This window comes from Microbacterium commune, from assembly GCF_014836945.1.
GTDB lineage: Bacteria > Actinomycetota > Actinomycetes > Actinomycetales > Microbacteriaceae > Microbacterium > Microbacterium commune.
The window spans coordinates 744,057-770,993 of the sequence record NZ_JACSPX010000001.1 but is presented as its reverse complement, the minus strand read 5'-3'; the positions used below and the strand labels follow the sequence as shown (position 1 = coordinate 770,993).

The following is a 26,937-nucleotide window of genomic DNA, read 5'->3' as shown; positions in this document are numbered from 1 at the left end:
CATCTCCTCTGTCGTGCGGTCTGCGGGGTGCAGGTCGCTTGGTCGTGTCCGTTCCAGAAAGCATCCGTCAGCGACGCCGGCCGCCCGAGCAGGTCTCCTGGTTCAGGTCGATGCCGCTGATCTGCTCCGACAGCACGACGCCGTCGGTCGCCGACGGTGCGGGGGTCGGCGCATCGGATGCCGGGGCGGAGGGCTCCGCAGGCGAGACCGGGTCGTCGGCGACCACGCCGCCGTGGTTGCTGGCCTCACCGGTGATCTGCATCGACTCCCCGGTGCGGATGGCCTGCCACATCGGCTCGGCCGCGCCGTCATCGGTCACCACGCGGTTCGGATCGGACGGCGCCTCGACCGTGGGCAGCTGCAGGAACTTGAACTCCTCGAACGGCACGTCCTTCAGCGCGAGCGCGAGCTGCGCGAGGCGCACCGGGTTGGCGAGCTCCCTGCTCGGATCGACGTTGTCGGCGACGACGTTCGCCAGCCGCAGCACCTTCGGCACGTCGGTGAGGGTCTCGCTGCTGAGGATCGTCTTCGCCAGACGCGACATGTACTGCTGCTGGTTGGAGATGCGCGCGAGGTCGCTGCCGTCGCCGATGCCCTTGCGCACCCGGATGAACTGCAGCGCGTCGTAACCCGACACCGTGCGCAGCCCGGGCGGCCAGTCGATCCCGGTGTCGCGGTCGCGGATGCCGGTGCCGCCGACGCAGATCTGCACCCCGCCGATCGCGTCGGTGATCTTCATCACGCCGTCGAAGCTGAGCTTCGCGGCGAAGCCGATGTCGATCCCGCTCAGCGCGGCGACCGACTTGACGACGCACGACAGCCCGGCCCGCTCGAAGACGGTGTTGATCACCGCCGAGGATGCTCCGGATGCCACCGAGCCGTCCTCACGCGTGCATTCGGGCACCTCCAGCATCAGGTCGCGCGGCAGCGAGACGACGCTCACCTTGCGCGGCTCGGCCGAGACGTGCACGAGCAGGTTGACGTCGTTGCGGATGCCGTCCTCGCCGACGCACCGCTCACCGAGCTTCTGCGTCGACACCTCACCGCACTCGTCCGTGCCGACGAGGAGGACCGCGAACTCGCCCGGGTACGCCGCGAGCGACGGGGGAGCGACCTCCGGTGCGTCCTCCAGATCGACCGCGTCCTGACCCACCCGCAGCGTGAGGTCCGCGGCGATGAAGCCGCCGATCCCGAGAGCCGAGACCGCGACGACCGCGGCGCCGATGCCCAGCATCCGCAGAGCCGACCCCCAGGCTGAGGGCGTGCGGTGCGGGGCGTGCTGAGCGACGGGGGTGCGCGTCATGGCACCCGACCCTACAGCGCGCGGCAGGGGACGCCCCGATACCGGATCGCAACACGCGAAAGTTTGGCGATCGGCGGGGGCGCTGAGTAGCGTCAAGACATCATGTGCGGATGCGATGGGGCATCCGATTCATGCGAAGAAGCATTCCACAGAGAGGCACACCATGCTCCACAGCACCCGCAGGCGAGGCTTCGCGCTCGCCGCCGGCGCGGCCGTCGCAGCGATGCTGCTGACGGGCTGCGTCGCCAGCCAGCGTGACGACGACAACAGCTCCGAGTCGTCCAGCGACGTCGACAGCACCTTCGTCTTCGCCGCATCGTCCGACCCGCAGGGCCTCGACCCGGCCCTCGCGCAGGACGGCGAGACCTTCCGCGTCTCGCGCCAGATCTTCGAGGGTCTCGTCGGCACCGAGCCCGGCACCGCCGACCCCGCTCCGCTGCTGGCCGAGTCGTGGGAGTCGTCCGAGGACGGCATGACCCACACCTTCGACCTGAAGACCGGGGTGACGTTCCACGACGGCACGCCGTTCAACGCCGAGGCCGTCTGCTTCAACTTCGAGCGCTGGTACAACTGGACCGATCTGCTCGCCTCCGAGGCGCTCGGCTACTACTACAACAAGCTGTTCCGCGGCTACGCGTCGAACCCGGCGGACGCCGTGTACAAGTCGTGCACCCCCGACGGCGACGACAAGGTCACGATCGAGCTGAACAAGCCCTTCGCGGGCTTCGTCGCCTCGCTGTCGCTGCCCGCGTTCAGCATGCAGAGCCCGTCGGCGCTGCAGGAGTTCAAGGCCGATGAGGTCGGCGGCACCGCCGCTGCGCCCACGCTGTCGGAGTACGCGAAGGCGCACCCCGTCGGCACCGGACCGTTCCAGTTCGACTCGTGGGCCCCGGGCGAGAACGTCACGCTCACGTCCTACGGCGACTACTGGGGCGAGAAGGGCCAGATCGAAGAGGTCATCTTCCGCGTCATCGACGACCCGACCGCTCGCCGCCAGGCGCTCGAGGCCGGCGACATCGACGGGTACGACCTGGTCGGCCCCGCCGACACCAAGGCCCTCGAGGAGAAGGGCTTCACCATGGTGTCGCGCAAGCCGTTCACGATCCTCTACCTCGGCTTCAACCAGGCGGTGCCCGAGCTGCAGGACATCACGGTGCGCGAGGCGCTCTCGCACGCCATCGACAAGGACGCGCTGATCAAGCAGGTGCTGCCCGAGGGCACCGAGAAGGCCACGCAGTTTGTGCCGCCGGTGGTCAACGGCTACAACAAGGACGTCACCACCTACGAGTACGACGTCGACAAGGCGAAGTCGATGCTGGCCGAGGCCGGCTACACGGCCGACAACCCGCTCACGCTGACCTTCAACTACCCGGTCAACGTGTCGCGTCCGTACATGCCCAACCCCGAGCAGATCTTCACCGTGCTGGCGAAGCAGCTCGAGGAGGCGGGCGTGAAGGTCAACCCGCAGACCGACGCGTGGAGCCCGGACTACCTCGAGAAGATCTCGAGCACGCCCGACCACGGCATCCACCTGCTGGGCTGGACCGGCGACTACAACGACACCGACAACTTCGTCGGCGTCTTCTTCGGACAGCAGAGCGCGGAGTGGGGCTTCGACAACGCCGAGCTGTTCGGCGCACTGGCGGATGCCCGTGGCATCTCGAACATCGAGGACCAGACCGCGGCGTACGAGAAGATCAACGAGGAGGTTGCGGAGTTCATCCCCGGTGTCCCGCTGGCCCACCCGGCGCCCACCCTCGCGTTCGCCGAGCGTGTGAAGAGCTACCCGGCCAGCCCGGTGAACGACGAGGTCTTCTCGGAGATCGTCCTCACCAAGTGATGCCCGCCACGTCGTCCGCCTCGGACCTGTGAGGTCCGGGGCGGGCGACGCGCCCTGACGGAGAACTTCGTGCTGCGAACAATCGGCAAGCGGCTGCTGCTGCTCATCCCCACCCTCTTCGGCCTCAGCATCCTGCTGTTCGCGTGGGTCCGCGCCCTGCCGGGCGGCCCCGCCGTCGCCCTGCTCGGCGAGAAGGCCACCCCGGCGGCGGTCGAGCAGGTCAACGCCCTCTACGGCTTCGACCGGCCCCTCATCGAGCAGTACGTCACCTGGATCGGCAGACTGCTGCAGGGCGACTTCGGCGCGTCGATCGTCACGTCCCGCCCCGTCGTGGAGGAGTTCTTCCGCCGCTTCCCGGCCACGATCGAGCTCAGCATCGCCGCGCTCGTCTTCGCGGTCGGCATCGGCATCCCGCTCGGATACTGGGCGGCGCGCCGCCACGGGAAGTGGACCGACCACGGCGCGGTGATCTTCAGCCTGGTCGGCATCACCATCCCGGTGTTCTTCCTCGCGTTCATCCTCAAGTACATCTTCGCCGTGCAGCTGGGCTGGCTTCCCTCCGACGGAAGGCAGAGCCCGCGCATCAACGCCACGCACGTCACCGGCTTCTACGTCTGGGACGGCATCATCACCGGCGAGTTCGACGCGGCGTGGGACGCCATCCTGCACCTGGTGCTGCCCGCGCTCGCGCTGGGCACGATCCCGCTGGCGATCATCGTGCGCATCACCAGGGCCAGCGTGCTCGAGGTGCAGAACGCCGACTACGTCCGCACCGGCAAGGCGAAGGGCGTGGCGCCCGCCACGCTGCGCAACCGGTTCATCCTGCGCAACGCGATGCTGCCCGTGATCACCACGATCGGACTGCAGACGGGTCTGCTGATCTCGGGCGCGGTGCTCACCGAGACCGTGTTCGCCTATCCCGGCATCGGGTCGTTCCTCGCGCAGTCGATCTTCGCGCGGGACTTCCCCGTGCTGCAGGGCTTCATCATCTTCATCGCGATCGCGTACGCGCTGATCAACCTGGCCGTCGACGTGTCGTACAGCCTGATCGATCCGAGAGTGAGGGTTCAGTGATGAGCGCAGTGCTCCCACCCGCCCAGGGCGGCGAGGTGCTCGACACCGTCGCCGTCGCACAGGCCGACCTCGCGTCCGGCGGCGGATTCTGGCATGACGTGTTCCGACGCCTGCGGCGCAACCCCGCCGCGTGGGTCGGCGCCGTCATCGTGCTGCTGTTCCTGCTGGTGGCGGCGCTGGCTCCGCTGCTCGCACCGTACCCGGAGCGCGCTCTCCCGGGCACCGAGTACATCACGCCCACCGGCATCCCCGGGATCGGCGAAGTCGACGGATTCCCGCTCGGTCTCGACCGCTTCGGCGGCGACGTCCTGTCGAAGCTGATCTGGGGAGCGCAGGCCTCGCTGCTGGTCGGCGTCGTCTCCACCGCCCTCGGACTCGTCGGCGGCATGCTGCTCGGCCTGCTCGCGGGCACCTTCGGGGGCTGGGTCGACACGCTGATCATGCGCATCGTCGACATCATCCTCTCGGTGCCGAACCTGCTGCTCGCGGTGTCGATCGCCGCGATCCTGGGGCAGACGCCGTCGGCGGTGATGATCGCCATCGGAGCCTCCCAGGTGCCGATCTTCGCCCGCCTGCTGCGTGCGTCGATGCTGCAGCAGCGCTCGGCCGAATACGTGCTCTCGGCGCAGACGCTCGGGCTCGGGCGCGGCCGCATCACCATGTCGCACGTGCTGCCGAACGCCATCGGCCCGGTCATCGTGCAGGGAACCCTCACCCTCGCCACCGCGGTGATCGACGCGGCGGCGCTGTCGTTCCTCGGTCTCGGCGGCGGACGCCCCGAGACGGCCGAGTGGGGTCGGATGCTGACCTACGCGCAGAACGAGCTGGCGATCGCTCCGCAGCTGGCCTTCCTCCCCGGCATCTGCATCGCGGTGACCGCGCTGGGCTTCACGCTGTTCGGCGAGGCGCTGCGCGAGGCGATGGACCCGAGGACGCGTGCGCGATGAGGAACGAGAAGATGAACACGAACCCGGATGCCGTGCGCCAGCCGCTGCTGCAGGTGTCGAACCTGGCCGTCGACTTCGGCACCGTCGACGGCGTCGTGCACGCCGTCGAGGGCGTCGACCTCGAGAGCGCCCCGGGGGAGACCGTCGCGATCGTCGGCGAGTCCGGCTCGGGGAAGTCGACCACCGCGATGGCCGTGATCGGTCTGCTCGCCTCGGGCGGTCGGGTGGCCGGTGGCAGCATCACCCTCGACGGGCGCGAACTGGTCGGCATCTCCGAGAACGAGATGCGCAGGATCCGCGGTCGCGACATCGGCATGGTGCCGCAGGATCCGATGTCGAACCTCAACCCCGTCGCCAAGATCGGCACGCAGGTCGCCGAGACGCTGCTCGCGCACGGCCTCGCGAACCGCTCCACCGTGCAGCAGAAGGTCATCGAGGCGCTCTCCGCGGCAGGTCTTCCCGACCCCGAGCGTCGCGCCAAGCAGTACCCGCACGAGCTGTCGGGAGGTCTGCGCCAGCGCGCCCTCATCGCGATCGGCCTGGCCTGCCGGCCGCGTCTGCTCATCGCCGACGAGCCCACCAGCGCGCTGGACGTCACCGTGCAGCAGACGATCCTCGATCAGCTCGACGAGATGACACGCGAGCTCGGCACCGCCGTGCTGCTGATCACGCACGACCTCGGTCTCGCCGCGGAACGCGCCCAGCGGGTGGCGGTCATGCACCGCGGTCGCGTCGTCGAGCAGGGCCCGGCGCGCCAGATCCTCGAGGACCCGCAGCATCCGTACACGCAGAGTCTGGTGCAGGCGGCGCCGTCGATCGCCGCCGCGCGGCTGCAGCCGGAGGTGTTCCAGACGGGGCGGGAGCAGGACGCCGCGGCGGACGCCGTCGCAGACAACATCGTCGAGATCGAGGGACTGCGCAAGGTGTACCCGATGCGCGGGAGTGCGTCGGACTTCGTTGCCGTCGACGACGTGTCGCTCGCGATCCCGCGCGGCAAGACCGTCGCCATCGTGGGTGAGTCGGGTTCGGGCAAGACGACCACCGCCCGCATGCTGCTCAAGCTCATCGAGCCGACCGCCGGCACGATCCGCTTCGAGGGCAACGACATCGCGAAGCTCGACCGCGCGCAGTCGCGGGAGTTCCGCCAGCGCGTGCAGCCGGTGTTCCAGGACCCGTACTCGAGCCTCAACCCGATGTTCACGATCGAGCGTCTGATCGCCGAGCCGCTGGAGTTCTACAAGCGCGGCAGTCGCGCCGAGCGTCGCTCGCGCGTGCGCACCCTGCTCGATGACGTCGCCCTGCCGCAGTCGATGCTGCAGCGCTACCCGTCGGAGCTGTCCGGCGGTCAGCGTCAGCGCGTCGCCATCGCCCGCGCTCTCGCCCTCTCGCCCGATCTCATCGTCTGCGACGAGCCGGTGTCGGCCCTCGACGTGCTCGTGCAGGACCAGATCCTCACCCTGCTCGGCGACCTGCAGAAGGAGTACGGACTCAGCTATCTGTTCATCTCGCACGACCTCGCGGTGGTGCGTCTGATCAGCGACTACGTGTGCGTGATGAAGGACGGCGCGCTCGTGGAGGCGGCGAGCTCGGAGGAGATCTTCACCAACCCCCGCGACCCGTACACGCGGCGCCTGCTGGCATCCATCCCGGGCAACGAGCTCGGCATCGCCTCCTGACGCGCGAGCCTCAGCCCCGCAGGTCCGGGTCGCGCGCCCAGCGCCGCGCCAGCGCGCGCACGCGCAGCGCGCGCGCCTGCCACGACACCCAGAGCACCGGCCAGAGCAGCGCGGCGGTCGGCCCGTCGAACGTCAGCCGGTCGCGCCACAGCGTTCGGCCGTGGTGGCCCGGCTGAGCGCAGACCGCCATCTGGTGGTCCCACACGTCGAGTGCGCCGAGCGGGCCGGTGAGCGGGATGCCGCTGTCGCGGAGGATGCGCACCGGACCGCCGGGCTCGTCGACGGTGCGATCGCTGATGTGGATCAGCTGCGTGCCGACCGGGAGGCGCCCGAACGCGGCCAGTCGCACCGGCACCTCATCGCCCGGAGTCCACCGCTCGGGCAGGCCGTCGGGCAGCAGCGGCTGCATCTGCAGCAGGGGAGCGTACAGCTCGCCGACGATGCGCGGCGAATGCAGCGCCCGCCACGCGGTGTCGACGTCGCAGTCGATGGTGAACTTCAGCATGATGCGCATACTGCAGTGTCGCTCATACCCCAGCATCCGGCATTGGTCAAGGATTCCGCTTGCCATGTCGTGAAATCGTGCGTATAGTTGGTAGTTGCGCTCGCTTCTCCGTGCCCTCATATGGTGGTCGGCATCCGTTGAGCTCTCGAGCGCGCTCTCCACCGACGTCTAGGAATCGACCAGCCCCTGCGCGGGGCTCACGGAGGTTACTCCCTTGGCTGCTGCTCGCAACGCATCCACATCCACCACCAACAAGAACGGCCGCGGAGTCTCCCGCCTCTCGTTCGCCAAGATCTCCGACACGCTCGATGTCCCGGATCTGCTGGCTCTGCAGACCGAGTCGTTCGGCTGGCTCGTCGGCAACGACGACTGGAAGGCGCGCGTCGCCGAGGCCAAGAAGTCCGGCCGCAACGACGTCTCCGAGGTCTCCGGCCTTGGCGAGATCTTCGAGGAGATCTCCCCGATCGAGGACCTCGGCGAGACCATGCAGCTCTCGTTCACGAACCCGTACCTCGAGCCCGAGAAGTACTCGATCGACGAGTGCAAGGAGCGCGGCAAGACCTACGCGGCCCCGCTGTACGTCGAGGCCGAGTTCATGAACCACCTCACCGGTGAGATCAAGACCCAGACGGTCTTCATGGGTGACTTCCCGCTGCAGACCGGCAAGGGCACGTTCATCATCAACGGCTCCGAGCGCGTCGTCGTCTCGCAGCTCGTCCGCTCGCCCGGTGTCTACTTCGACAAGACTCCCGACAAGACGAGTGACAAGGACATCGTCACCGCTCGCGTCATCCCCAGCCGCGGTGCGTGGCTGGAGTTCGAGATCGACAAGCGCGACCAGGTCGGCGTGCGCATCGACCGCAAGCGCAAGCAGTCCGTCACCGTCTTCCTGAAGGCGCTGGGCATGTCGAGCGAGCAGATCCTCGCCGAGTTCTCCGGCTTCCCCTCGATCGAGGAGACCCTGGCGAAGGACACCATCCTCACCCAGGAAGACGCGCTGCGCGACATCTACCGCAAGCTGCGTCCGGGCGAGCAGGTCGCCGCCGAGGCCGCGCGCTCGCTGCTGGACAACTTCTACTTCAACCCGAAGCGCTACGACCTGGCGAAGGTGGGTCGCTACAAGATCAACCAGAAGCTCGGTCTCGCCGCTCCGCTCACCGACTCGGTGCTCACCGTCGACGACATCGTCGCGACCATCAAGTACCTGGTGCGCGTCCACCGCGGCGACGAGACGTTCGAAGGCATCCGCGGCGGCAAGAAGACCGAGATCCGCATCGCGACCGACGACATCGACAACTTCGGCAACCGTCGCATCCGCGCCGTCGGCGAGCTGATCCAGAACCAGGTCCGCACCGGTCTGTCGCGCATGGAGCGCGTCGTCCGCGAGCGCATGACCACGCAGGACATCGAGGCGATCACGCCGCAGACCCTGATCAACGTGCGCCCCGTCGTGGCCGCGATCAAGGAGTTCTTCGGCACCTCGCAGCTGTCGCAGTTCATGGACCAGAACAACCCGCTCGCGGGTCTGACCAACAAGCGCCGCCTGTCGGCCCTCGGCCCCGGTGGTCTCTCGCGTGACCGCGCCGGCGTCGAGGTGCGAGACGTGCACCCGTCGCACTACGGCCGCATGTGCCCGATCGAGACGCCGGAAGGCCCGAACATCGGCCTGATCGGTGCGCTCGCGACGTTCGCGCGCATCAACTCGTTCGGCTTCATCGAGACGCCGTACCGTCGCGTCGTCGACGGCGCCGTCACCGACCAGATCGACTACCTCACGGCAGCCGAGGAGGTCGACTTCAACATCGCCCAGGCCAACGCGCCGCTCGACAAGAACGGCCGCTTCATCGAGAGCCACGTCCTGGCCCGCCCCCGCGGCGGATCGGGTGAGGTCGACCTGTTCCTGCCCGAGGAGATCGGCTACATCGATGTCTCGCCGCGCCAGATGGTGTCGGTCGCGACCTCGCTCGTGCCGTTCCTCGAGCACGACGATGCGCAGCGCGCGCTCATGGGCGCCAACATGCAGCGTCAGGCCGTGCCGCTGCTGCGCTCGGACTCGCCGCTCGTCGGCACCGGCATGGAGGGCTACACCGCCATCGACGCGGGTGACGTGATCACCGCGCAGAAGGCCGGTGTGGTCAGCGAGGTCTCCGCAGACCGCGTCGTCGTCATGCTCGACGAGGGCGGCACGCAGGAGTACCACCTGCGCAAGTTCGACCGCTCCAACCAGGGCACCTCCTACAACCAGCGCGTGATCGTCAGCGCCGGTGAGCGCGTCGAGGTCGGCGAGGTCATCGCCGACGGTCCCGCCACCGAGAACGGCGAGCTCGCTCTCGGCAAGAACCTGCTCGTGGCGTTCATGCCGTGGGAGGGTCACAACTTCGAGGACGCCATCATCCTCAGCCAGGAGCTGGTGAAGGACGACACCCTCTCGTCGATCCACATCGAGGAGTACGAGGTCGACGCCCGCGACACGAAGCTGGGCAAGGAGGAGATCACCCGTGACCTCCCCAACGTCAGCCCCGAGCTGCTGAAGGACCTCGACGAGCGCGGCATCATCCGCATCGGCGCCGAGGTCCGCCCCGGCGACATCCTCGTCGGCAAGGTCACGCCGAAGGGCGAGACCGAGCTGTCGGCCGAGGAGCGCCTGCTGCGCGCCATCTTCAACGAGAAGAGCCGCGAGGTGCGCGACACCTCGCTGAAGGTGCCGCACGGTGAGCAGGGCACGATCATCGCCGTCAAGGAGTTCGACGCCGAGGAGGGCGACGACGAGCTGGGCTCGGGCGTCAACCGCCGCGTCGTGGTCTACATCGCTCAGAAGCGCAAGATCACCGAGGGCGACAAGCTCGCCGGCCGTCACGGCAACAAGGGTGTCATCGCGAAGATCCTGCCCGTCGAGGACATGCCGTTCATGTCGGACGGCACGCCGGTCGACGTCGTGCTGAACCCGCTCGGCATCCCGGGTCGAATGAACTTCGGTCAGGTGCTCGAGACCCACCTCGGCTGGATCGCCAAGACCGGATGGAAGGTGGAGGGCGACCCCGAGTGGGCCGCCAAGCTGCCGGAGAACGGTCGCGACGTCGCCCCGAACACCAAGGTCGCGACCCCGGTGTTCGACGGTGCCAGCGAGGCGGAGATCTCGGGTCTGCTCGACTCGACCCTGCCCACCCGTGACGGCGTGCGCCTGATCGACTCCTCGGGCAAGACGCTGCTGTTCGACGGCCGCTCCGGCGAGCCGTTCCCGGCTCCCGTCTCGGTCGGCTACATGTACATCCTGAAGCTGCACCACCTCGTCGACGACAAGATCCACGCACGCTCGACGGGCCCGTACTCGATGATCACCCAGCAGCCGCTCGGCGGTAAGGCGCAGTTCGGTGGACAGCGCTTCGGTGAGATGGAGGTGTGGGCGCTCGAGGCTTACGGTGCCGCGTACGCACTGCAGGAGCTGCTCACGATCAAGTCCGACGACATCCTCGGCCGCGTCAAGGTGTACGAGGCGATCGTCAAGGGCGAGAACATCCAGGAGCCCGGCATCCCCGAGTCCTTCAAGGTGCTCATGAAGGAGATGCAGTCGCTCTGCCTGAACGTCGAGGTGCTCTCGGCCGACGGCACCGCCGTCAACCTGCGGGACACCGACGACGAGGCCTTCCGCGCAGCGGAGGAGCTCGGCATCAACATCTCCAGCCGTTTCGAAGCCGCGTCGATCGACGAGATCTGATCTCGGCCCTCGACAAGCGACAGATTTTTTCTACACAGGAGAACTAGTGCTCGAATCAACCACTTTCGATGAGCTTCGAATCGGCCTGGCCACCGCTGACGACATCCGCGGATGGTCCTTCGGTGAGGTCAAGAAGCCCGAGACGATCAACTACCGCACGCTGAAGCCCGAGAAGGACGGCCTCTTCGGCGAGCAGATCTTCGGACCCTCCCGCGACTGGGAGTGCGCCTGCGGCAAGTACAAGCGTGTCCGCTTCAAGGGCATCGTCTGCGAGCGCTGCGGCGTGGAGGTCACCAAGAGCTCCGTCCGTCGTGAGCGCATGGGTCACATCGAGCTCGCCGCTCCCGTGACGCACATCTGGTACTTCAAGGGTGTTCCCTCGCGCCTCGGCTACCTGCTCGACATGGCGCCGAAGGACCTCGAGAAGGTCATCTACTTCGCCGCCTACATGGTGATCTCGGTCGACGAGGATGCTCGTCACCGCGACCTCGCCACGCAGGAGAACAACATCCGGCTCGAGCTGAAGACGCTCGGCGACCGCCGCGACGCGAAGATCGCGGAGCGGATGGCGAAGCTGGAGGAGGAGCTCGCCGCTCTCGAGGCGGAGGGTGCCAAGGCCGACGCGAAGAAGAAGGTCAAGGACGCCGCCGAGAAGGAGATGACCCTCACCCGCAAGGGTGCCGACGAGGCCATCGCCAAGCTCGAGCGCGTGTGGGAGGACTTCCGCACGCTCGAGGTGGGCGCGCTGCGTCCCGAAGACGACGTGTTCCACGAGCTGCAGGACCGGTTCGGTCAGTACTTCGAGGCGCACATGGGTGCCGAGGCGATCAAGCGCCGCCTCGAGACCTTCGACCTGGCGGCCGAGTCCGAGAGCCTGCACCTGCAGATCTCGGAGGGCAAGGGCCAGCGCAAGATCCGTGCGATCAAGCGCCTGACCGTCGTCAACTCCTTCCTCGAGACCGGCATGAGCCCGGCCGCGATGGTGCTCGACGTCGTCCCGGTGATCCCGCCGGAGCTGCGTCCGATGGTGCAGCTCGACGGTGGCCGCTTCGCGACCTCCGACCTCAACGACCTGTACCGCCGCGTGATCAACCGCAACAACCGTCTTCGTCGTCTGATCGACCTCGGCGCTCCCGAGATCATCGTCAACAACGAGAAGCGGATGCTGCAGGAGGCCGTTGACGCTCTGTTCGACAACGGCCGCCGCGGTCGCCCCGTCACCGGCACCGGCAACCGCGCCCTGAAGTCCCTCAGCGACATGCTGAAGGGAAAGCAGGGTCGCTTCCGCCAGAACCTGCTCGGCAAGCGCGTGGACTACTCGGGCCGTTCGGTCATCGTCGTCGGCCCGCAGCTGAAGCTGCACCAGTGCGGTCTGCCCAAGCAGATGGCTCTGGAGCTGTTCAAGCCGTTCGTGATCAAGCGCCTGATCGACCTCGGTCACTCGCAGAACATCAAGGCAGCCAAGCGCGCCGTCGAGCGCACCCGTCCCGAGGTGTGGGACGTGCTCGAGGAGATCATCCGCGAGCGTCCGGTGCTGCTGAACCGTGCGCCCACGCTGCACCGTCTCGGCATCCAGGCGTTCGAGCCGCAGCTCGTCGAGGGCAAGGCCATCCAGCTGCACCCGCTCGTCTGCGCCGCGTTCAACGCCGACTTCGACGGTGACCAGATGGCTGTGCACCTGCCGCTGTCGGTCGAGGCTCAGGCCGAGGCCCGCGTGCTGATGCTCGCCTCGAACAACATCCTCAAGCCGTCGGACGGCCGTCCGGTCACCCTGCCCTCGCAGGACATGATCATCGGTCTGCACCACCTGACCACGGTCAAGGAGGGCGCTGCCGGTGAGGGTCGTGCGTTCGGCTCGGTCTCCGAGGCGATCCTGGCGAAGGACGAGGGCACCCTCGACCTGCAGGCGAAGGTCCGCATCCGCATCCCGGGTCTGACCTTCCTCGAGGGCGAGGCTCCCGAGGGCTACGAGCGTCACGGTCTCGTCGACGCGTCGCTCGGTCAGGCGATCTTCAACGGCGCCCTGCCGAAGGGCTACCCCTTCGTGCGCGGCCAGGCCGACAAGGGCAAGCTGTCGCAGATCGTGAACAAGCTGGCCGAGGAGTACCCCAAGGTCGAGACGGCCGCCACGCTGGACCGCATCAAGGATGCCGGTTTCCACTGGGCGACCCGTTCGGGTGTGACCGTCGCGCTCAGCGACATCCTCACCCCGCCGAACAAGGCGGAGATCGTCGCGGGCTACGAGAAGCAGGCCGCGAAGGTCCAGTCGCAGTACGACAAGGGTCTGACGACCGACATCGAGCGTCGTCAGGAACTCATCAAGATCTGGACCGAGGCGACCGACGAGGTTCAGGCCGCGATGCGCGCGCACTTCCCCGAGGACAACACCATCAACCGCATGGTGACCTCCGGTGCTCGTGGTAACTGGCTGCAGATCCGCAACATCGCGGGTATGCGCGGTCTGGTGAACAACCCCAAGGGTGAGATCATCCCCCGTCCGATCATCTCCTCGTACCGCGAGGGTCTGTCGGTGGCGGAGTACTTCATCGCGACGCACGGTACCCGCAAGGGTCTGGCCGACACCGCTCTGCGCACCGCCGACTCGGGTTACCTGACCCGTCGTCTGGTGGACGTGTCGCAGGACGTCATCATCCGCGAGCAGGACTGCGGCACGTCGAAGGGCCTCGAGCTCCCGATCGCCGCACCGAACTCGCAGGGTGTGCTGACCCGCGACGCGAACGTCGAGAACTCGGTGTTCGCCCGCACCCTGGCATCCGACGTCGTCACCGAGGCCGGCGAGGTCGTCGCCACCGCCGGTGAGGACGTGGGTGACGTGCTGATCGACAAGCTCGTCGAGGCCGGCATCGAGACCATCAAGGTCCGTTCGGTGCTGACCTGCGACTCGGCTGTCGGAGTCTGCGCGCAGTGCTACGGCCGTTCGCTCGCGACGGGCAAGACCGTCGACATCGGCGAGGCCGTCGGCATCATCGCCGCCCAGTCGATCGGTGAGCCCGGTACCCAGCTGACGATGCGTACCTTCCACACGGGTGGTTCGGCCTCGGCCGACGACATCACCCAGGGTCTGCCGCGTGTGCAGGAGCTCTTCGAGGCCCGCACCCCGAAGGGGGCCTCCCCGATCGCCGAGGCCGACGGCCGCATCACGATCGAGGAGACCGAGAAGGCCAAGAAGGTCATCCTCACGCCCGACAACGGCGACGAAGAGGTGGTCTACCCGGTGCTGAAGCGTGCAACGCTTCTCGTCGAGGACGGCCAGCACGTCACCGTCGGTCAGCCCCTGCAGGTCGGCACGCTCGACCCCAAGGAGGTCATGCGAGTCATGGGTGCCCGCGAGGTGCAGAAGTACCTCGTCGGCGGCGTCCAGGGCGTGTACCGCTCGCAGGGTGTGCCGATCCACGACAAGCACATCGAGGTCATCGTCCGCCAGATGCTGCGCAAGGTCACCGTGGTCGACCACGCTGACACCACGCTGCTGCCGGGTGAGATGGTCGACTCGAAGCGCTACCAGCAGATCAACCGCGAGGCCGTGGCAGAGGGCAAGCGCCCCGCGTCGGGTCGTCCGGAGCTGATGGGTATCACCAAGGCGTCGCTCGCGACCGAGTCGTGGCTGTCGGCCGCGTCCTTCCAGGAGACGACCCGCGTGCTCACGCAGGCCGCCATGGAGGGCAAGCGCGACCCGCTGATCGGTCTCAAGGAGAACGTCATCATCGGAAAGCTCATCCCGGCCGGAACCGGTCTGTCGAAGTACCGCGACATCGCGGTCGAGGCGACGGAAGAGGCCAAGAGCGAGCGCTACCCGAACCGGATCTTCGCATCCGACGGGGCGTACGCCGACGGCGACTTCGGATACGTCGACTTCGACGCGTTCTCGACGGATGACATCACTCCCGGCACCTACAACTGATAGGTCCTGAGTGAGTCGAAGGCCCCGGCCCCTCTTCGGAGGGCCGGGGCCTTCCCCGTCCCCCGCTTTCCCGCCTACCGCTTCTCGCTCCGGTATGAGTTTGTGCCGCTTGAGCGCGGCTGAGGCGGCACAAACTCATACCGGAGCGAGGGGTGGTGCGGGGCGGAGGGTCGGGGTGGGAAGGGTCAGGCCGAGGGGAGGGTGGGGGCGGGCGCCGGGGGAGTGCCGTTGACGAACCGCTCGCGGTACCCTCGCAGAATGACTGCTGTGGTGATCGGGGACGCCCTGATCGATGAGATCCGTGATGCGTCCGGCGTGCGGGAGCTGGTCGGGGGAGCCGCTCTGAACGTCGCCGTCGGCCTGTGCCGGCTGGGCGTGGAGACGACCCTGATCGCGATGGTCGGCGACGACGAGGCGGGCCAGCACATCCGTGAGTACCTGCGCGACTACGGGGTGCGGCTGATCGACAGCCCCGCTCCGCTCGGGTCGTCGAGGGCGGTGGTGACGTGGTCATCCGCCGGCGAACCGCAGTACGCCTTCAACGAGGCGGCCCGCGGCCGCAGCATCCGGTACGGCGACGAGGCGCGTGAGGCGATCTCGACTGCCGATGTCGTCGCCATCAGCTGCTTCCCGTTCGATCGGCCGGACGAGGTGGATGCGCTGGTCGACGCCCTGCAGGATGCCCGCATCGCCGTCGATCCGAACCCTCGCAGCGGCATGATGGGCGATGTCGCGGAGTTCGTGCGCGGGTTCGAGCTCCTCGCCGCCAGGGCGGAGCTGGTGAAGGTGGGCGCCGATGACGCGACCCTGCTCTACGACGGTGATATCGATGCGCTGCGTGGCCGTCTTCGGCGGCTCGGCGCGGGCGCGGTGCTCGCCACGGCGGGTGCCGCCGGCGCGGTGCTCGAGACCGACGCGGGTGTCTTCCGCGCCCCGATCGCGTCGCTTCCCGGGCCGGTGGTCGACACCGTGGGCGCGGGCGATGCGACGCTCGCGGCCGTCGCCGCCGGGCTGTCGCAGGGCGAGCCCAGGACGGATGCCGAGTGGCAGCAGCTGCTCGATGACGCGATGCTCATCGCCGCCGCGACCTGCCGCGCGGAGGGCGGTCTGCTGCGCACGCTGGAATCGCTGCAGGAGGCGGAGCGCGGCGTGTTCGGCAGCTGATCTCTCGATTTCTCACCGTCGCCGGTGACCGGTATGCTTGATCTTCGCGCCCCCGGTTGGCTGAGAAAGCCGGACGGGTGTGCACTGGCAAGTTGCCCGAGCGGCCAAAGGGAGCTGACTGTAAATCAGCCGCGTAAGCTTCGGGGGTTCGAATCCCTCACTTGCCACACACTGACCGAAGGCCCTCGCATCGCGAGGGCCTTCGTCGTTCCGGAGCTGCTGACCGCGGTGACGCCGGCTCAGCCGACGTGGCGCACGAGAATGCGCCAGCGCTCGGGGCCCTCGTCGAGGTAGCGGGTGTGGAAGGTGTCGCCGTGCTTGCCACGCAGCTGGGTCAGCAGCGGCACCGGGTCGTGCGTCGCCGAGATCACGAGGGCGGCCCCGGGCTTAAGCGACTCGATCGCCCCGAAGATCGCCGCATGGCGCACCGCGTGCGGGATGGCCTGCGCGTCGAGCTCGGGCAGCTCTTCGTCGTGCCCGCCGCAGGCGCATCCGGTTCCGCCGGGCATCTGCGTCGTGGCCTCCGAGCGTGACCGGTGGATCTCGATGCTTCCCATGATTTTCTCCGTCTCTGCGAGGGTGTGGCTACCTGGCTGATTTTATTACACTGGATACCGTGGAAAATGCACAGACGGCCGGAGAAAAGCGTGCGCGCCTCGGCGACGGCGGCCGGCACTCGTCGACCCGCGAGCGGATCCTCCGCGAGGTGGAGTCGCGCACCTCGGCATCCACCTCCGACATCGTCGCCGCCACCCGACTGCACGAGAACACCGTCCGCGAGCACCTCGAGCGCCTGCGCCAGGAAGGACGCCTGCGCCGGGTCCGCGCCGAGGTGCAGGGCCGCGGGCGCCCGGGCTGGCGGTGGCAGGCACCACCCGCCGACACCGTGAGTCCCTACGCCGGGCTCGCGCTCACGCTCGCCGACACGCTCACCCGCGTCGCCGCCGATCCGGTGGGCGAGGCCCGGGCGTCGGGTGAACGGTGGGGGGCGGAGATCGCTGCCCAGCATCCGGATGCCGCGGCCGCAGCCCGCACGATGGTCATCGACGTGATGCGCGAGCAGGGCTTCGCGCCGGTCGACGACGGCGACGGGATCCGGCTGCACCGCTGCCCGCTGCTGTCGGCCGCGGCTCGCCGAGCCGAGGTGGTCTGCGCGGTGCACGAGGGGATGATCGCCGGCATCCTGCGCTCCCGCGATGCGACGGCGGATGCCACGCTGCTGCCGTTCCAGGCCGACGGCGCCTGCGCCCTGCACCTGCGGACAGCATCATGACCACCCCGCGCCCGGCCGCCTCGCGCCCGGCCGCCCCAAGCTCGCCGGCCTCGCGCCCGGCCGTCGAGAAACCAGATTCTGCGAGAGCCACCGCCCCGCGTGTGGTTTCCCAGGCAGAGCGGGGTTTCTCACACAGCGCGGCACGCGGTTCGCACAGCGCGGCACGCGGACGCCGACCCGCGGCACGCGGCCGCCGACCCGGGTTCCGGATGGTGTGGATGCTGCCGGCCGGCCTCGCCCTGCTCGCCGGACTCGACGCGGGCCTGCTGCTGCTCGGCCTGCCGGCGCCGGTCACCGCCGAGCGCCTGCCCGCCGTGCACGGCATGCTGCTCGTGCTCGGCTTCGTGGGCACGCTGATCAGCCTCGAACGGGCCACCGCTCTCGCGCGCCCGCTCGGCTACGTCGCGCCGGCCCTGCTCGGCGTCGGCGGCATGCTGCTCGTCGTGCCGGCCGTGCCGCTGGTCGTCGCGAAGATCGTGCTGGCCGCGGGCGCGGCATCCTTCCTCCTGCTCTACATCCCGCTGTGGCGCCGACAGTACGACCACGCCCTGCTCACCCAGCTGCTCGCAGCGGGTCTCGCGCTGGTGGGAGCGCTGATCTGGATCGGACAAGACGCGATGACGCGCGTGATCCCGTGGCTGATCGGGTTCCTCGTGCTGACCATCGCCGCCGAACGCGTCGAGCTCGCGCGCATCACGATGGGTCCGCAGGCCGGCGTCAGGCTTCTCGTGCACGGCTGGGCGGTCACCGCGGCGCTCGTCATCGGGCTCGTCTTCCCCGACGCCGGGGCCATCGCGCTCGGTCTCGGCCTGCTCTCACTGACCGGCTGGCTGGTCGCGCACGACGTCGCGCGCCGCACGATCCGGGCGACGGGCGTGACGCGGTACATGGCCGCGTGCATCCTCGCCGGGTACGTCTGGCTCGCGGTCGCCGGGCTGGTGCTGCTGCTCGGAGCGCCGCAGGCGCAACCCGCCTACGACGCCGTGATCCACGCGATCTTCCTCGGCCACACGTTCTCGATGATCATGGCGCACGCTACGACGATCCTGCCCGCCGTGCTGCGCATCGCCCTGCCGTACCGCCCCGCGTTCTGGGCGCCGATCGCGCTGCTGCAGGTGGCGCTCGTCGTGCGGGTCTGGTTCGGCGACGGGCTCGGGATGCCGGTGGCGTGGCGCATCGGGGGAGTCCTCGGCGTCATCGCTCTGCTGCTCTTCGTGCTGACGGCGGTGGGCAGTGCGGTGCTGGGCGGCGCGGTGCGGAGCAAGGCTCCCGCGGTCGCAGCACCCGCATCCGGCGATGCCGCCGCACGTGAGGGAGGCGCACGATGACGAAGAACCGCGGATTCTGGCCTATGCGCGACATTCCTACGGTGCTGTGGCTGCTGCTCACGGTGATCGCCGCTCTCGCGCACCGCGCGCTGCCCATGCCCGGCTGGCTCATGATCCACCTGCTGCTGCTCGGCGCCGTCACGCACGCGATCCTCGTGTGGAGTCAGTACTTCTCGTTCGCGCTGCTGCGCCGCGCGGCGACCGACGTTGACCGCCGGCGCCAGAGCATCCGGCTGATCCTGTCGAACGGTGCCGCCGCGCTCGTGATCACCGGCGTGCTGAGCGGCATCTGGGCGGTCACCGTGGCGGGCGCCGCGGCGCTGATCGTGGCGGTCACCTGGCACGCGGTGACGCTGGTGCGCCGCATGCGCGGCAGCATGCCGGGCCGGTTCGGTCGCACCATCCGGTACTACATCGCCTCCGCGGCGCTGCTCACGATCGGCGCCGCCCTCGGCGCGTGGCTCGCCCGCGGCGATGCCGCGTCGAACCTCGTCGTCGCCCACGCCCTGATCAACGTGCTGGGCTGGATCGGCCTCACGGTCGCAGGCACGGTCGTCACACTGTGGCCCACCATCCTGCGCACCCGGGCCGATGAGGGGGCTGCGGCCGGGGCATCCCGCGCCCTGCCCGTCCTCGCCGGGGCCGTCGTGATCGCGGCCACCGGTGCCGCCCTCGAGCAGCTGCTCGCCGTCGCTGCCGGGCTCGGCGCGTACCTCGCGGGGCTCGGCATCATCTTCTTCTCGCTGGTCCGCGCGGCGCGTCAGAAGGTGCCACGCAGCTTCGCCGCCCTGTCGGTGGCAGCCGCCATGCTGTGGTGGGCGGGTGCCGTCGCCGCGGTAGCCGTCGGCGCGATCGTCGCCGCTGTCGACGGCGGCGGCTTCGAGGCGCTCGACGCGCTCTTCGGTCAGGTCGTGCCCTATCTCGCCGCGGGATTCGCGGTGCAGGTGCTCGTCGGCGCGCTGAGCTATCTCGTGCCCGTCGTGCTCGGCGGAGGCCCCACACCCGTGCGCGTCGGCACGGCCGGATTCGACGCGGCAGGGATTCTGCGCGTCACCGTCGCCAACGCTGCGCTCGCCGTCTGCGCGCTGCCGGTGTCGAGCCTGATGCGCGTGGCCGCATCGATCATGTACCTGGTGGCGATGGCGTCGTTCCTCGTGGTGATGTGGCGCGCGATGCGCACGCAGCGACGGGCGAAGGCGGCGGCCGGTCTGCCCGACGGGGGTCTGCCCGCGATCGGCCGGCCCGACGGCGGCCGGCGCGCGGCCGGCCAGCCCGCGGCCGGTCTGCCCGACGGCGGCCGGCCCGACGGCGGTCTGCCGCGCAGGCACGGGCCGATCGTGCCGGAGGGCGAGCAGCAGCCGGGACGCCGTTCGGGGCAGGCGGTCGCGGGTCTGCTGTCGGTCGTCCTCGTCGCGGCGGGCCTCGCGGCGGCCGATCCGGTCGGGCTCGGCTGGAGTGCGGCTCCGGTCGGGGCGGCGGATGCTCCGGTGCAGACCGTGCAGGTCGAGGCGGCGAACATGCGCTTCACTCCCGACCGCATCGAGGTGCCCGCGGGCACCCGGCTGGTGATCGAGGTGACCAACACCGACGAGGAGCAGGTGCACGATCTGGTGTTCGCCAACGGCATCGCCGGTGGCCGCCTGGCACCCGGCGAGAAGGAGACCATCGACGTCGGCGTGATAACAGCGGATCTTGACGGCTGGTGCTCGATCCTCGGGCATCGGCAGATGGGCATGACTCTGCAGATCGTCGCGACCGGCTCTGAAGCCGCCTCCGGTGAGAGTCCGGATGCCGGTGCGAGTCCGGATGCCGGTGCGCACGGCATGGGCCACATGGGCGGCGGCACGGCCACCGGGTCGTCGACCGCTCCCGACCTCATGGCAGAGCCCGGCCCCGGCTTCGACCCGATCGATGCCGAGTTGCCCGCGCTTCCGGCATCCGATTCCCCGATCACCCGCGAGCTGACCCTCACCGTCCGCGACGAGAAGCGCGAGGTCGCGCCGGGCGTGACCCAGACGCTGTGGACGTACAACGGCACCGCGCCGGGGCCTGTGCTGCACGGCAGGGTCGGCGACCGGTTCGTCATCACGCTCGAGAACAAGGGCACGATGGGTCACTCCATCGACTTCCACGCCGGCTCGCTCGCGCCGGACCGGCCGATGCGCACCATCCCGCCCGGCAAGAGCCTGACGTACACGTTCACCGCCACGCGCGCCGGGATCTGGATGTACCACTGCTCGACCATGCCCATGAGCACGCACATCGCCAACGGCATGTACGGCGCCGTGGTGATCGAGCCCGCAGGGCTGCCTGCCGTCGACCGCAGCTACGTGCTCGTGCAGGGCGAGTACTATCTCGGCGACCACGACGGGGGCACGGTCGACCCCGACCGCATCGCGACGCGCAACCCCGACCTCGTCACCTTCAACGGGTACGCGAACCAGTACGACCACGCGCCGCTGCCGGCGCGGGTCGGTGAGCGGGTGCGCATCTGGGTTCTGGATGCCGGTATCGAGCGCCCCAGCAGCTTCCACGTGATCGGAGGCCAGTTCGACACGGTGTGGGCCGAGGGCGCGTATCTGCTGGACCACGCGACCGACACCGGTTCGCAGGCGCTGGCGCTGCAGCCGGCCCAGGGCGGCTTCGTCGAGCTCGCCTTTCCCGAGGCCGGCACGTACCCGTTCGTCTCGCACCTCATGGTCGATGCCGAGCGCGGCGCGCACGGCGTGTTCGCGGTGGACGAATAGCCGCACCGCCCGCCGCCCGCCGCTCGCCGCTCGCCGGCCGGTCGCGCGGGGTGGCTGACGAATCGGGGGCCGACACTCCACCGGTCGGCCGTTTCCCCGTGATCGGTCCGACATCTGGAGTGTCGGCCCCCGAAGTGTGACGGGCACAGGACAGGCCGGTCGCGCGGGGCGCTGACGAATCGGGGGCCGACACTCCACCGGTCGGCCGTTTCCCCATGATCGGTCCGACATCTGGAGTGTCGGCCCCCGAAGTGTCGCGCGCGCAGAACAGGCCGGACCCGCCCCGCCCCGGTTTTCGGTGGTCACAGGCCGGTGGCCTACGCTTCCCTTGATCCGAGGAGGCACCATGATTCGCACGGCACTGGTCGCGGCAGCGGCCGCGTTCACCTTCGGCAGCCTGGTCGGGTGCGCCCCGGCATCCGACTCCTCCCCGCCCGACGCGACGGAGCGCGCGACGGCTGCGCTCTGGGCGGCGATCGAGGCGGAGGATCCCGACGCCACAGCCCGCGCGATCGAAGACGGCGCGACGCTCGAAGACCGCGGCGGTGAGAAGAACGCGACGCCGCTCGTCGAGGCCACGAAGAAGAACCTCCCGCCGATCGCCCGGGCGCTCATCGACGCCGGCGCGGACGTGAACGCGAAGGACGCCATCCAGGACTCCGCGTTCCTGTACGCCGGAGCCGAGGGGCTCGACGAGATCCTCACCCTCACGATCGCCGCCGGAGCCGACGTCACCAGCACCAACCGCTACGGCGGCACGGCGCTGATTCCCGCCAGCGAGCACGGGCACGTGAGCACGGTGAAGATCCTGATCGCGGCGGGTGTTCCCGTCGACCATGTGAACGACCTCGGCTGGACCGCCATGCACGAGGCGATCGTGCTCAACGACGGCGGGCCCGCCCAGGTCGAGACCGTGGGGCTGCTGCTCGAGGCCGGCGCCGACCCCGACATCACCGACCGGGAGGGACGCACCTCGCGCGAGCTGGCTCTCGAGCACGGCCACGACGAGATCGTCGCGGTGATCGACGCCGCCGGATGAGAGGGTGGATGCCATGGACGCCACAGACCTGACCCACCTGCGCCGCTGCGTCGAGCTGGCCCGCGAGGCGCTCGACGCCGGCGATGAGCCGTTCGGCTCGCTGATCGTCTCGGCTGACGGGGACGTGCTCTTCGAGGACCGCAATCGCGTCGCGGGCGGTGACCACACCCGGCATCCCGAGTTCGAGATCGCGCGGTGGGCGGCGGCCCACCTGTCTCCGCAGGAGCGGGCGGATGCCACGGTGTACACCTCGGGGGAGCACTGCCCGATGTGCTCGGCCGCGCACGCCTGGGTGGGCCTCGGACGCATCGTGTACGCGACGTCATCGGCCCAGCTGTCGCGGTGGCATGCGGAATGGGGACTCGAGCCCGGGCCCGTGGCCGCGCTGCCGATCCGGACGGTCGCTCCCGGCATCCCGGTCGATGGTCCCGCAGACGACCTCGTCGACGAGGTCAAGGAGCTGCAGTGGCGCCTCGCGGAGCGTCGGTCTTCCTAGACTGGATCGATGCGACCACTCACCGAGACCCAGGTCCGCGAGGCGATCAGGAACGCCGATGCCGATGAGATCGAGCAGATCGGGATGCCCCACGACTTCATCCTGACCGACTGGGACTACATCGACTTCCTCGCCTGGCGCGACCCTGAATCGAGCCGTCGCGCGGTCGTGGTCGTCGAGCACGACGGGCATCCGATGGGCATCGTGCTGCGCTCCACCGACCCGGCGCGGGTGCGCTCGGGCATGTGCAACATCTGCCGCACCATGCAGCCGGGCAACCAGGTGGCGCTGCTGACGGCGCGGCGCGGTGGAGCGAAGGGCCGGCGCGGCGACAGCGCGGGCACGTACATCTGCGCCGACCTGTCGTGCCACGACAACGTGCGACTCGCGCATCCGCTGGCACCGAGCGAGGTGCGCGCGCCCGGCCAGATCGATCAGCGGCTCGACGGCACGAAGCACCGCATGGAGGACTTCGTGGTGCGCGTCCTGTCGGAGGACTGACCCCGCCGGCGGGGTCGCGTCGGTGCCGGGTCACTTTCGTACGCTTTCGAGCCGATGCGCGTACCGAAGTGACCTGGCATGCGCGGCCGTGCGCGCAGGGGCGGTGCGGCGGGCGGCACTGCGGGCAGTGGTGCGGGTCGCATCCCGGGCGTGCGGGGTCAGGTTCGTACGGTTTCCGGGCCGTGAGCGTACCGAAGTGACCTCGCAGCGGCTGCGGCTCCCGCAAGGATGACGCTCAGTACCAGGTAGTCTGGAACCCCGTCCTGTGCATCAAAGGAGAGCCATGACCGAGCCGCTTCTGCTCACGATCGACGGGGGCCTCGCCAGGCTCACGCTCAATCGTCCCGCGAGCCTGAACGCCTTCGACGCCGATCTCGCGCACGCCTGGCGCGACGCCACGGCCGAGGCGGTGGGCCGCGACGATGTCGGCGCCGTCCTCATCGAAGGACGCGGCCGCGCCTTCTGCGCCGGCGGCGACGTACGCGCCATGTCGACGAGCATGTCCGGCGGGCACGAGATCACCGCCCTGGCGCAGGTGATCAACGCCGGCATCCTGTCGCTGACCACCTCCGCCATCCCCGTCGTCGCCGCCGCCCATGGCACGACGGCGGGCGGGGGCCTGGGCATCCTGATGTGCAGCGACTACGCGGTCGTCGGTGCGAGCTCGACGATCGGCAGCCGCTACGCGAACATCGGACTTACGCCCGACCTGTCGGTCTCGGCGCAGCTCGCACGCGCCGTCGGCGAGCGTCGAGCGCTGCAGCTGCTGCTGCAGGACCGGATGCTGTCAGCCGACGAAGCCGTCGAATGGGGCCTCGTCGCCGAGCGGGTGGCAGGCCCGGCCGACGCGAGCGGGGCTGATCCGGAGGCCGAGGCGGATGCCGTGCGCGAGCGCGCCGAGCAGGTCGCGCGGTTCTGGCTGGCGGGCGCCTCCGCCGCGTACGGGCAGGCGAAGCGCCTGGTGCGCTCGCAGCCGGCGCGCTCCTTCGAGGAGCAGCTGAACGCCGAGGCCGACTCCATCGGCGCGGCGTTCGACACGGCGGACGCGCAGGCGCGCATCGCCGGATTCGCGGCCGCCTCGCGCCGGCGCTGAGGCTTATCCACAGCATCCGATCGTACTGACGGGCGCATGCGAGGATGAGACCACCGACCGGGAGGATCTCACCATGTCCGACGTCACACCGTCAGCCGAGCATCCGGCGAATGCCGATGCGCACCAGCCGATGTCGTCGAAACTGCTGCGCGGCGCGATCTGGATCGCCATCGGAGCGCTGATCGCCGCCGCTCTCGTCTGCGTGGTCTGGGTGCTCGTCGGCGATCAGGACGGCATCATCGGGCGGGCGTTCCTCACGATCCTCCTGCTCGCCCTGTTCGCGGGTGTCGCGATCGCCGAAGCGCATCTCGCCGAGCGGCGTCCGGACTGGCTCGCCCTCGCCAGCATGATCAGTTGGATCATCGTGCTCCTGGTCGGCGCGGTGAAGATCTGGCTGCCGTACGACGCCGCGGAGCCCTACGGCTGGGCCGGAGCGAGGTTCTTCCAGTTCCTGTTCGTGATCGCGGTCCTTCAGCTCGCGCTCGCGCACGTGCGCCTGTTCACGAAGGCCGCCCGTCGGTATGTCACGACGTTCACCCGGGTCATCGTCATGGTCACGTTCGCGATGCTCGCGGGCCTGGTCGCTCTGCTGGTGTTCCACCTGACCTTCCCCGATCAGTTCCGGTACGACGATCTGTACTGGCGCATCGTGGTCGCGCTCGCGATCCTCACCGCGGTCGGCACCACACTGATCCCGCTGCTGAACGCCCTGTTCGCACCGCGAGCACCCCGGCCCGCGCAGCCGGCCGCCGTCGCCCCGCAGCAGATGTGGCCGACCTACGCCGACGGTCGCACGCCGCTGCCCGCGCTGCCCGACGGCAGCCCGGACCTCAACGCGTACTACACCGGTCGCCCGACATACGCGCCGCAGCAGACCTCGAGCTTCCCGACCCTCGAGGCCCCGCCTCACGCGTACGGGCACGGAGCGCCGGCGGGCGCGCCGGTTGCGCCCCGGGTCGAGTCGAGTCGGGATGCCGATGCGCCGTTCGCCCGGGTTCCCGAGCGTCACGGGGGCGGGTCGGCTGCCGGTGCGAGCGCGGCTCCTCCTGCGCCACCGGCACCACCTGCGCCGCCCGTGCCACCGGCCGCGAACGCGCCGTCCGCGCAGTCTGCGCCGGCGGGCGGTGGCGGCGCCGGTGCGCACGCCGCGGCACCGGTTCCGCCGGTTCCGCCTGCGCCCGGCGTCAGCGCCGACGTTCCGCCGGCTCCGCCTGCACCCCCCGCTCCCGGCGAGGGCGTCGGTCTTCCTCCGGTTCCCCCGGTTCCGCCCGCACCTCCGGGTCCGCCCGCGATGGACGCGAGCTCCCCGGCTGCGCAGCCCACCGGTGAGCCGCACTCAGCCGAGCCGCACTCAGCCGAGCCGCACTCAGCCGAGCCGCACTCAGCCGAGCCGCACTCAGCCGAGCCGCGCTCAGCCGAGTCGCGCTCAGCCGAGCCGCACGAGAGCGAGGGCCAGCGATGACCGCCGTCGAACTCGGAGCCCTCGCCGCGGAGATCGCGCGCGAAGCCGGCGACCTGGCGAGACGGCGACGCTCCGAGGGTGTCGCGCTCGCCGCGACCAAGTCCACGCTCGCCGACATCGTGACCGAGGCCGACCGCGAGGTCGAGCAGCTGATCCGCGAGCGACTGCAGGTCGAGCTGCCCGATGACGGATTCCTCGGCGAGGAGACCGGAGCCGAGCGCGGTTCCAGTGGACGCACCTGGGTCGTCGACCCGATCGACGGCACCGTGAACTACGCGTACGGCATCCCCGGGTACTCGATCAGCATCGCCGTCGTCGAGGGCGAGCCCGACCCCGAGCGCTGGCAGAACCTCGCCGCAGCGGTGTACGCCCCCGCGCTGGGAGAGCTGTTCACCGCCGTTCGCGACGAGGGCGCCTGGCTCGACGGCACGCGCCTGGCGGTGAACACCGAGACCCCGGCCGGAGCACTGCTCGGCACCGGGTTCGGGTACGACCCGTCGACCCACGACGGTGACCTGGCCACCGTCCGGCGCGTGATGGCCATGGCCCGCGACGTGCGCCGGATGGGGTCAGCGGCGATCGACCTCGCCTACCTCGCGGCGGGACGCCTCGACGGGTTCTTCGAGCGCGGACTGAAGCCGTGGGACTTCGCCGCCGGAGCCCTCCTGGTCGAGGAGGCCGGGGGAGTGGTGACCCGTCTCGATCCCGGCGTCGACCGGCCCATGCTGGTCGCCGGCGGCCCCGACGTCCACCGTCGGCTGTGCGAGCTGATCACCGAACCGCGCGGCTGAGCGATATGTTCGGTCTCATGGCTTTTTCAGTCTGAGCACGTTATCGTTTATCTGATCGTTA

General features: G+C 69.6%; 19 protein-coding genes and 1 tRNA gene. 17 read left to right on the top strand and 3 right to left on the bottom strand.

Annotation, left to right across the window (positions count from 1 at the left end):
• Nucleotides 1–67: 67 nt before the first annotated feature.
• Nucleotides 68–1,303 carry an LCP family protein gene (locus H9633_RS03505; RefSeq protein WP_191712113.1) on the bottom strand — a complete coding sequence of 412 codons (1,236 nt, stop codon included), beginning with the start codon at nucleotides 1,301–1,303 and terminating at the stop codon, nucleotides 68–70.
• 163 nt (nucleotides 1,304–1,466) lie between these two features.
• Here H9633_RS03505 and H9633_RS03500 point away from each other — a divergent pair, with 163 nt between their 5' ends.
• From H9633_RS03500 to H9633_RS03485, 4 genes are all read left to right on the top strand, one after another.
• A complete protein-coding gene (locus H9633_RS03500; RefSeq protein WP_071644076.1) occupies nucleotides 1,467–3,143 on the top strand; it encodes an ABC transporter substrate-binding protein in 1,677 nt (558 codons plus the stop codon).
• A gap of 69 nt (nucleotides 3,144–3,212) precedes the next feature.
• On the top strand, nucleotides 3,213–4,217 hold the full coding sequence (locus H9633_RS03495; RefSeq protein ID WP_071644078.1) for an ABC transporter permease: 1,005 nt from the start codon (nucleotides 3,213–3,215) through the stop codon (nucleotides 4,215–4,217).
• Nucleotides 4,217–5,164, top strand: coding sequence for an ABC transporter permease (locus tag H9633_RS03490; RefSeq protein ID WP_191712112.1), 948 nt, complete (start codon nucleotides 4,217–4,219; stop codon nucleotides 5,162–5,164). The genes H9633_RS03495 and H9633_RS03490 overlap by 1 nt, the downstream gene beginning before the upstream one ends.
• Entirely contained in the window at nucleotides 5,161–6,840 is a 1,680-nt protein-coding gene (locus H9633_RS03485) for an ABC transporter ATP-binding protein (protein ID WP_191712111.1), read from the top strand. Before H9633_RS03490 ends, H9633_RS03485 begins: the two co-directional genes overlap by 4 nt.
• Nucleotides 6,841–6,850: 10 nt before the next feature.
• Here H9633_RS03485 and H9633_RS03480 read toward each other — a convergent pair whose 3' ends face one another.
• On the bottom strand, nucleotides 6,851–7,345 hold the full coding sequence (locus tag H9633_RS03480; RefSeq protein ID WP_225211039.1) for a hypothetical protein: 495 nt from the start codon (nucleotides 7,343–7,345) through the stop codon (nucleotides 6,851–6,853).
• Nucleotides 7,346–7,559: 214 nt separating this feature from the next.
• Here H9633_RS03480 and rpoB point away from each other — a divergent pair, with 214 nt between their 5' ends.
• The 4 genes from rpoB to H9633_RS03460 all read left to right on the top strand — a co-directional run bounded on the left by rpoB (nucleotide 7,560) and on the right by H9633_RS03460 (nucleotide 16,313).
• The gene (rpoB, locus tag H9633_RS03475) at nucleotides 7,560–11,060 is read left to right on the top strand and encodes a DNA-directed RNA polymerase subunit beta (RefSeq protein WP_191712109.1); all 3,501 of its coding nucleotides are present in this window, start codon (nucleotides 7,560–7,562) and stop codon (nucleotides 11,058–11,060) included.
• Between the two features lie 46 nt (nucleotides 11,061–11,106).
• The gene (gene rpoC, locus H9633_RS03470; protein ID WP_191712108.1) at nucleotides 11,107–14,982 is read left to right on the top strand and encodes a DNA-directed RNA polymerase subunit beta'; all 3,876 of its coding nucleotides are present in this window, start codon (nucleotides 11,107–11,109) and stop codon (nucleotides 14,980–14,982) included.
• Between the two features lie 258 nt (nucleotides 14,983–15,240).
• Nucleotides 15,241–16,146 carry a PfkB family carbohydrate kinase gene (locus H9633_RS03465; protein WP_191712107.1) on the top strand — a complete coding sequence of 302 codons (906 nt, stop codon included), beginning with the start codon at nucleotides 15,241–15,243 and terminating at the stop codon, nucleotides 16,144–16,146.
• Between the two features lie 86 nt (nucleotides 16,147–16,232).
• Nucleotides 16,233–16,313: transfer RNA gene (locus H9633_RS03460), tRNA-Tyr, on the top strand.
• Nucleotides 16,314–16,385: 72 nt separating this feature from the next.
• On the opposite strand, the gene H9633_RS03455 is transcribed toward H9633_RS03460, so the two are convergent.
• On the bottom strand, nucleotides 16,386–16,703 hold the full coding sequence (locus H9633_RS03455) for a DUF2249 domain-containing protein (RefSeq protein WP_191712106.1): 318 nt from the start codon (nucleotides 16,701–16,703) through the stop codon (nucleotides 16,386–16,388).
• Nucleotides 16,704–16,762: 59 nt separating this feature from the next.
• Between H9633_RS03455 and H9633_RS03450 the strand changes: the two genes are divergently transcribed.
• From H9633_RS03450 to H9633_RS03410, 9 genes are all read left to right on the top strand, one after another.
• Nucleotides 16,763–17,419, top strand: a complete 657-nt coding sequence (locus H9633_RS03450; RefSeq protein WP_191712105.1) for a helix-turn-helix transcriptional regulator — start codon at nucleotides 16,763–16,765, stop codon at nucleotides 17,417–17,419.
• Nucleotides 17,420–17,628: 209 nt separating this feature from the next.
• Nucleotides 17,629–18,747 (top strand): hypothetical protein, encoded by a 1,119-nt coding sequence (locus H9633_RS03445; RefSeq protein WP_191712104.1) that lies wholly within the window; start codon nucleotides 17,629–17,631, stop codon nucleotides 18,745–18,747.
• A 23-nt stretch (nucleotides 18,748–18,770) separates the two neighbouring features.
• Nucleotides 18,771–21,494 (top strand): multicopper oxidase domain-containing protein, encoded by a 2,724-nt coding sequence (locus tag H9633_RS03440; protein WP_191712103.1) that lies wholly within the window; start codon nucleotides 18,771–18,773, stop codon nucleotides 21,492–21,494.
• Between the two features lie 346 nt (nucleotides 21,495–21,840).
• The gene (locus tag H9633_RS03435; RefSeq protein ID WP_191712102.1) at nucleotides 21,841–22,533 is read left to right on the top strand and encodes an ankyrin repeat domain-containing protein; all 693 of its coding nucleotides are present in this window, start codon (nucleotides 21,841–21,843) and stop codon (nucleotides 22,531–22,533) included.
• 13 nt (nucleotides 22,534–22,546) lie between these two features.
• Entirely contained in the window at nucleotides 22,547–23,029 is a 483-nt protein-coding gene (locus H9633_RS03430; RefSeq protein WP_191712101.1) for a nucleoside deaminase, read from the top strand.
• Between the two features lie 9 nt (nucleotides 23,030–23,038).
• The gene (locus H9633_RS03425) at nucleotides 23,039–23,530 is read left to right on the top strand and encodes an FBP domain-containing protein (protein ID WP_191712100.1); all 492 of its coding nucleotides are present in this window, start codon (nucleotides 23,039–23,041) and stop codon (nucleotides 23,528–23,530) included.
• Nucleotides 23,531–23,813: 283 nt separating this feature from the next.
• On the top strand, nucleotides 23,814–24,623 hold the full coding sequence (locus H9633_RS03420) for an enoyl-CoA hydratase/isomerase family protein (RefSeq protein ID WP_191712099.1): 810 nt from the start codon (nucleotides 23,814–23,816) through the stop codon (nucleotides 24,621–24,623).
• A 73-nt stretch (nucleotides 24,624–24,696) separates the two neighbouring features.
• Nucleotides 24,697–26,085: a hypothetical protein gene (locus H9633_RS03415; protein WP_191712098.1), complete on the top strand. Its 1,389-nt coding sequence runs from the start codon at nucleotides 24,697–24,699 to the stop codon at nucleotides 26,083–26,085.
• A complete protein-coding gene (locus H9633_RS03410) occupies nucleotides 26,082–26,876 on the top strand; it encodes an inositol monophosphatase family protein (RefSeq protein ID WP_191712097.1) in 795 nt (264 codons plus the stop codon). The genes H9633_RS03415 and H9633_RS03410 overlap by 4 nt, the downstream gene beginning before the upstream one ends.
• The last annotated feature ends 61 nt before the right edge of the window (nucleotides 26,877–26,937 follow it).